We start from the raw sequence: 8,174 nt of genomic DNA, 5'->3' as shown, positions 1-8,174 counted from the left end.
ACGAACTCACGTCAAGCAGTAGTAGGAACAGTTAACCCAATCCCAAGTGCCCCAAGTTCAGGAAATGTAACGAATGGTGCAGTATGTGGAAGTGGTGCAGTAAACTTAAGTGCAACATGTTCATCAGGTCAAACAGTACAATGGTATGCAAGTCAAACATCAACAAGTGTATTAACAACAGGTACAAGTTATGCACCAAGCATCACGGCAACGACAACCTATTATGTAGCTTGTAGAGATAACACAACGAATTGTGAAACAGCAACAGGAACCCGTCAAGGCGTAATCGGAACAGTTAACCCAATTCCAAGTGCACCAAGTTCAAGTAATGTAGTAGGCGCTTCAAGATGTGAAGCTGGCGTAGTGACTTTGACAGCGACATGTTCAACAGGTCAAACGGTACAATGGTATGCGAGTCAGAGTTCAACAAGTGTGTTGACAACAGGAACAAGCTACAGTCCAAGTTTGACAGCAACGACAACCTATTATGTAGGTTGTAAAGACAATACGACAACTTGTGAAACAACATCAGGAACCCGTCAAAGTGTAGTAGGTACAGTAAATCCAAACCTACCAGCACCAAGTTCATCAAGTGTACAAGGTGGCGCAGTCTGTGGTAGTGGTGTGGTAAACTTAAGTGCAGTATGTTCATCAGGACAAACGGTACAATGGTATGCAAGTCAGAGTTCAACAAGTGTCTTGACAACAGGTACAAGTTATGCACCAAGCATCACCGCAACGACAACTTATTATGTAGGTTGTAAAGACAATACAACAACTTGTGAGACTGCAACAAACTCACGTCAAGCAGTAGTAGGGACAGTAAACCCAATCCCAAGTTCACCAAGTGCAGGTAATGTATCAGGTGGCGTAGTATGTGGAAGCGGTGTAGTAAACTTAAGTGCAACCTGTGCGACAGGGCAAACGGTACAATGGTATGCAAGTCAAACATCGACAGTAGTATTGTCGACAGGCACAAGTTATGCACCAAGTATAGCAGCGACGACGACTTATTATGTAGGTTGTAAGGATAATACTACGACTTGTGAGACTGCAACGAACTCACGTCAATCAGTAGTAGGCACAGTTAACCCAATCCCAAGTGCCCCAAGTTCAGGAAATGTAACGAATGGCGCAGTATGTGGAAGCGGTGTAGTAAACTTAAGTGCAACATGTTCGACAGGTCAAACAGTACAATGGTATGCAAGTCAAACCTCAACAAGTGTATTGACGACAGGTACAAGCTATGCACCAAGCATCACGGCAACGACTACTTACTATGTAGCATGTAGAGATAATACAACGAATTGTGAAACAGCAACAGGAACACGTCAAGGAGTAATCGGAACGGTTAACCCAATTCCAAGTGCACCAAGTGCTAATAATGTAGTAGGCGCTTCAAGATGTGAAGCTGGTGTAGTGACCTTGACAGCGACATGTTCAACAGGACAAACGGTACAATGGTATGCAAGCCAAACATCAACAAGTGTGTTGACAACAGGTACAAGCTACAGTCCAAGTTTGACAGCGACGACAACCTATTATGTAGGTTGTAAAGACAACACGACAACTTGTGAGACAACATCAGGAACCCGTCAAAGTGTAGTAGGCACGGTAAATCCAAACCTACCAGCACCAAGCTCATCAAGTGTACAAGGTGGCGCAGTATGCGGTAGTGGTGTAGTAAACTTAAGTGCAGTATGTTCATCAGGACAAACAGTACAATGGTATGCGAGTCAAACATCGACAAGTGTATTGACAACAGGTACAAGCTACGCACCAAGTATCACCGCAACGACAACTTATTATGTAGGCTGTAAAGACAATACAACAACTTGCGAAACGGCGACGAACTCACGTCAAGCAGTAATAGGAACGGTAAATCCAATACCACCAGCACCAAGTCCAAGTAATGTCACAAACAATTCGAGATGTGGTAGTGGCGTATTGACTTTAGGAGCTACTTGTGGAGCAGGAGAAACGGTACAATGGTATGCAAGCCAGACATCGACTACAGTCTTGTCAACAGGTACAAGCTATAGTCCAAGTATTTCAGCAACGACTTCATATTATGTGGCATGTAAAAACAACACCACGCTTTGTGAGGTAGCTATTGGCGGAAGAACTCCAGTGGTAGGTACTGTGAATCTTATTCCTGATGCACCAGCTTCTGCTGATGTTCAAGGTGGTTCTGTTTGTGGTACGGGTAATTTAACACTTACTGCAAACTGTAGAGATGCAAGTTTAACGCCTGTTTGGTATAGTTCACAAAGCTCAACAACAATGTTGACTTCTGGAAATGCTTATACTGTAGCAGTATCTGCCAATGCTACTTATTTTGTTTCTTGTAAAAATACTACTACAAGCTGTGAGACACCGGTAGGTTCAAGACGCTCAGTAGATGTTATTTATAACAGCAAACCAACACCAGTTGCAACAACTAACTCTCCAGTTTGTATTGGAGGAACAGTGACTTTATCAACATCTGGTGGAACTTCATATTTGTGGGAAGGACCAAATGGTTATTCATCAACCTCAGCAACTCCTTCTTTAACAAATGCAAGTACTAGCTTGAATGGTATCTATACCGTAACCGTTTCAGGAACGGGAGGTTGTACAGGTACTGCTACCGTAGAAGTAGTAGTTAGAACAAAACCTACAGTAACAGCTTCTGTAACTGATGCTACAGTTTGTAATAACTCGACAATCGAATTGAAAGCAAATGGAACTGCTGCAAGTGGGGCAACTATTTCTTCGTACACATGGAGTGGTCCTAGTAGCTTTGCTAGTACAAGTCAAAACCCAACAATCTCGGGTGCGCAAGAGGCAAATGAAGGATTCTATAATGTAAAAGCGACAGATAGTTTTGGATGTACAGCAACATCAGAAATATTTGTATTTGTTAATCCAGTTCCAACAGCCACTGCTAGTAGTGAAGGTGGAACGATAATTTGTCAAGGTGCTCCTATTAGTTTGTATGGTAATGGAGGCGGAATAGGTGGTTCGTACTCATGGGCTGGTCCTGCTGGATATAGCTCTACAATTCAAAATCCAACTATACCAATTTCTTCACCAACTTATGCAGGTGTTTATACTTTGACAGTTACAGATGCGAATGGATGTACTGCTGCAACTACCATCAGTATTTCATTAGACAAATGTTTGAAACTTGGCGATTTAGTATGGGATGATTTGAATAACAACGGTATTAAAGATGCTGGCGAATCAGGTATTTCAAATGTTACGGTAAAACTTTACCGTGATGCAAACAACGATAATGTTCCAGATGGAGTAGCAATAGCGACACAGGTAACAACTTCTACAGGTAACTATCTATTTACAGGTCTTGAACCAGATAATTATATCGTAGGCATTATTGCACCAGCAGGCTATATTTCATCAACAGGTAAAAATGGTAGCGCAACAGGACCTTACGAGGGTAGTGCCACGCCAGATCCTGACAATGATGTAAATAATGATGATAATGGAACATTAGTAGGTGCTGAAATTATCACTAAAGCAATTACATTAGTTCCTTATACAGAGCCTGTAAACGATGGTGATACCGATAATACGTCTAACTTAACCGTTGATTTTGGTTTATTTAAATCTTCAAAAATTGGCGATTTAGTATGGTATGACACCAACAGAGATGGCATCCAAAATGAAACACCGCTTAATGGAGTAAACAATGTAACGGTTACTTTAACGGATGGTTTAGGAAATATCTTAGCAACGACTACGACAAATTCTTCTGGGATCTATGGATTTGATTACCTAGGTTTAGGAGATTACAAAGTCGTGTTCTCTACAAGTACTTTACCAGCAGGCTATGTGATTTCAACGAAAGACGCTGGCGGTGATGATACAAAAGATAGTGATGCTGATTTGACAGGAACAACAGGTGTAGTATCAATTACAGTGCCTGGTACATCGAACTTGACTGTTGATGCAGGTGTAAATTGTCCAGCAGCACAAATTAGTGTAAGCACTGATAAAAATACATACTGTGCAGGTTCAACAGTGAAACTTACGACAGTCGTAACAGGAACACCAACGGTATCACAATATTCATGGAGTGGTCCAGCAAGCTTTACAAGTACAAGTCAAAGTCCAACAATCAATGGTGTAACAACTGCGCAATCGGGAGTTTATACCTTGACAGTAACAGCTAATAATGCTTGTTCAGCAACGACGACTGCGACAGTGAATGTAGTAGTAAATGCTCTTCCAACAGTAAGTGCAACGTTAGTAAATACAGTAGTTTGTCAAGGTCAAACCATCGAATTGAAAGCTAATGGCTCAGGTTCTAATTACTCATGGAGTGGCCCATCAAGCTTTACTTCGACACAGCAAAACCCAACGATTGCAAGTGCGACCACGGCAAATTCTGGAACTTACACTGTAGTAGTAAGTGATGGTAATATCTGTAGCGCCTCAACAACAGTTCAAGTAACAGTAAATACATTACCAGTACTGACAGCTACGGGCGGAACGATTTGTCAAGGACAGAGTTTGAATTTGGGAGTAACAGGTGCAAGTACTTATTCATGGACAGGTCCAAACGGCTTTGCGGCAACAGGAGCTTCTCCATCTGTAAACACGCAAGGAGTTTATACGGTAACAGGAACTAATGCTATAGGTTGTATTGGTACAGCTACTGCAAGTGTGACAGTGAACCCTCTTCCAACTGCAACAGCAGTAAGTCCAACAGGTAGTGTTTTATGCCAAGGACTGACACTTTCTTTAGAAGCTAGTGGTGCAGGAGTAGGAGGAAGTTATTTGTGGAGTGGTCCTAATAGCTTTAGCAGTACATCTCAAAACCCAACTATTCCAAATACGACAGGTGTAAATGCTGGAGTTTACACAGTTGTTGTAACCAACAGCAATAATTGTAGTGCTACCGCTACGGTATCAGTTACAATAGACAAATGTTTGAAACTTGGCGATTTAGTATGGGATGATTTGAATAACAACGGTATTAAAGATGCTGGCGAGTCAGGTATTTCAAATGTTACGGTAAAACTTTATCGTGATACAAACAACGATAATGTTCCAGATGGAGTAGCAATAGCGACACAGGTGACAACTTCTACTGGTAACTATTTATTTACAGGTCTTGAACCAGATAATTATATCGTAGGCATCATTGCCCCAGCAGGCTATATTTCATCAACAGGTAAAAACGGTAGCGCAACAGGACCTTATGAAGGTAGTGCGACACCAGATCCTGACAATGATGTAAATAATGATGATAATGGAACACTAGTAGGTGCAGAGATTCAAACTAAGTCAATTACCTTATATCCATCAACAGAACCAACAAATGATGGAGATACTGATAATAATTCCAATTTGACGGTTGATTTTGGTTTATTCAAACCTTCAAAAATTGGAGATTTAGTTTGGTATGACACCAACAGAGATGGTATCCAAAACGAAACACCGCTTAATGGGGTAAACAATGTAACAGTTACCTTAACGGATGGTTTAGGGAATATCTTAGCAACGACTACGACAAATTCTTCTGGTATCTATGGATTTGATTACCTAGGTTTAGGAGATTACAAAGTCGTGTTCTCGACAAGTACTTTACCAGCAGGCTATGTGATTTCAACGAAAGACGCTGGCGGTGATGATACAAAAGATAGTGATGCTGATTTGACAGGTACAACTGGTGTAGTATCAATCACAGTTCCTGGCACATCGAACTTGACTGTTGATGCGGGCGTCAATTGTCCAGCAGCACAAATTAGTGTAAGCACTGATAAAAATACATACTGTGCAGGTTCAACAGTGAAACTTACGACAGTAGTAACAGGAACACCAACGGTATCGCAATACTCATGGAGTGGTCCAGCAAGCTTTACAAGTACAAGTCAAAGTCCAACAATCAATGGTGTAACCACTGCGCAATCGGGAGTTTATACCTTGACAGTAACAGCTAATAATGCTTGTTCAGCAACGACGACTGCGACAGTGAATGTAGTAGTAAATGCTCTACCAACAGTAAGTGCAACGTTAGTAAATACGGTAGTTTGTCAAGGTCAAACCATCGAATTGAAGGCTAATGGTTCAGGTTCTAATTACACATGGAGTGGCCCATCAAGCTTTACTTCGACACAGCAAAACCCAACGATTGCAAGTGCGACCACGGCAAATTCTGGAACTTACACTGTAGTAGTAAGTGATGGCAATATCTGTAGTGCTTCAACAACAGTTCAGGTAACAGTAAATACTTTACCAGTACTGACAGCTACGGGCGGAACGATTTGTCAAGGACAGAGTTTGAATTTGAGTGTAACAGGCGCAAGTACTTATTCATGGACAGGACCAAACGGCTTTACGGCAACAGGAGCGTCACCATCAGTAAACACGCAAGGAGTTTACACGGTAACAGGAACTAATGCTATAGGTTGTATTGGTACAGCTACTGCAAGTGTGACAGTAAATCCTGCGGCAACGATAAGTGTATCTAATGTTGAGGTTTGTGTAGGAGGAGTTGCTCAACTGACAGCTACAGGTGCAAGTACTTATTCATGGACAGGTCCAAACGGATTTACTTCAACATCTGCTCAAGCCTTGATTTCAAATAGTGCGACTATCACAATGAATGGAGTTTATACAGTGGTAGGAACTACTTCATTAGGTTGTGTAGGTTCTGCAACGGCAAGCTTGACGGTAAAAGAAAATCCAGTGGTGACTATTTCTGGAAATAGAGTAATCTGTCCAGGTGGTCAAGTCGCACTTACGGCAAACTCTAGTGGTACTTTTGCTTGGACTGGTCCAAATGGATTTACTGCCAATACCGCAGTGATTAATGTAAGTACAGCAGGAAGTTATCAAGTGGTAGTAACAAATAATGGATGTTCTGCGACAGGAACCGTAACTTTGACAACTGAAACATTTAATGTAAATGCTTCAGCAAGTGCGACAACTGTTTGTTCAGGTGGTTCGGTTAATTTGAATGTAAATGCAACGGTTGGTTCGGGAGTAAAATCTTACTCATGGAGCGGCCCAGCAAGCTTTACTGCCACAACAACGAACCCTGTACTGTCGAATGTTTCAGTAAGTAATTCAGGAACATATACAGTCACTATCGAAGGTAATTCTGGTTGTACAACTACTGCGACAGTTGGTATTACAGTGAGTCCTATTCCAACAACGACTAAAGCAGTTGAATTCTGTGAAGGTAGTACAACAACTTTGGCAGTCACTGGATTTACCAATGCTACTTATAGTTGGAATACTTCAGCAACAACGTCTTCAATTAGCGTATCAACTGCTGGAGCTTATACGGTGAATATTACGGAAGCTAATGGATGTAAATCTGTTCAAGTATTCAATGTGACTCAGAATCCTAAAGCAGCTACAGTAGTAACAGGTGCTACGGCGTTCTGCTCAGATGCTTCAACACAGTTAACCATTAATTCAGGTGTAACTAGTGGTCAAACTTACTTGTGGACAGGTCCAAACGGATTTAGCTCAACATCTCAAACGGTATCGATTACCCAAGAGGGAACTTACACGGTGAAAGTGATTACTGATAAAAATTGTGAAGCAACTACAACGGTAGCAGTAACTAAAAATACTGTAAATGCAACGGCTACTTCAGTAAGTGCTTGTGCTGGCTCTTCGATTACACTCGGTGCAAGTGGTGGTACTTCATATAGCTGGGAAGGTCCTAACGGATTTACTTCGACAGCGCAAAACCCTGTAGTATCAGGAGCGAGTGCCTTGTCACAAGGTATTTATATGGTAACGGTTTCTGCCAATGGTTGTGTAGCAACTGCTACAACAGACGTAATGGTTTATGCAAAACCAAACTTTGTTCCGATTGTCACTAACTCAGAATGTAACAAAACAACTACGCTAAACAATGGCTCAATTCGTATCGCAGGTTTCAATACTGGAGATAAATATGACATTGTTGAAGCTTCAACTTACACAGGAACGAAAAACTTTGCGACAGCAACTGTCATTCCTACAAATGGTATTTTGATGGCTAATATTCCGAATCCAACGGCAACAAAAACCTACACGATTCGAGTATTCAATGCCAACGGTTGTTTTACAGATCAAGTAGTGAGAATTCAGCCAGTGGCTTGTGATTGCGGACCTCAGGAATGTGTTCCAATTACAATCCAAAAATCAGCGAGATAAACAGAATTAGG

Annotated in this window: 1 protein-coding gene; it reads left to right on the top strand. The window is 41.5% G+C overall.

Features of this window, described 5'->3' with window-relative positions; all coding sequences use genetic code 11:
* Nucleotides 1–8,163, top strand: an 8,163-nt coding sequence (locus GVN22_RS24435; protein WP_304487895.1) for an SdrD B-like domain-containing protein, incomplete at its 5' end; no start/stop codon positions are given.
* Nucleotides 8,164–8,174 lie beyond the last annotated feature (11 nt).

Source organism: Cellulophaga sp. BC115SP, assembly GCF_009905545.1.
GTDB lineage: Bacteria > Bacteroidota > Bacteroidia > Cytophagales > Spirosomataceae > Flectobacillus > Flectobacillus rivi.
This window is presented reverse-complemented; position numbering and strand designations above follow the sequence as displayed.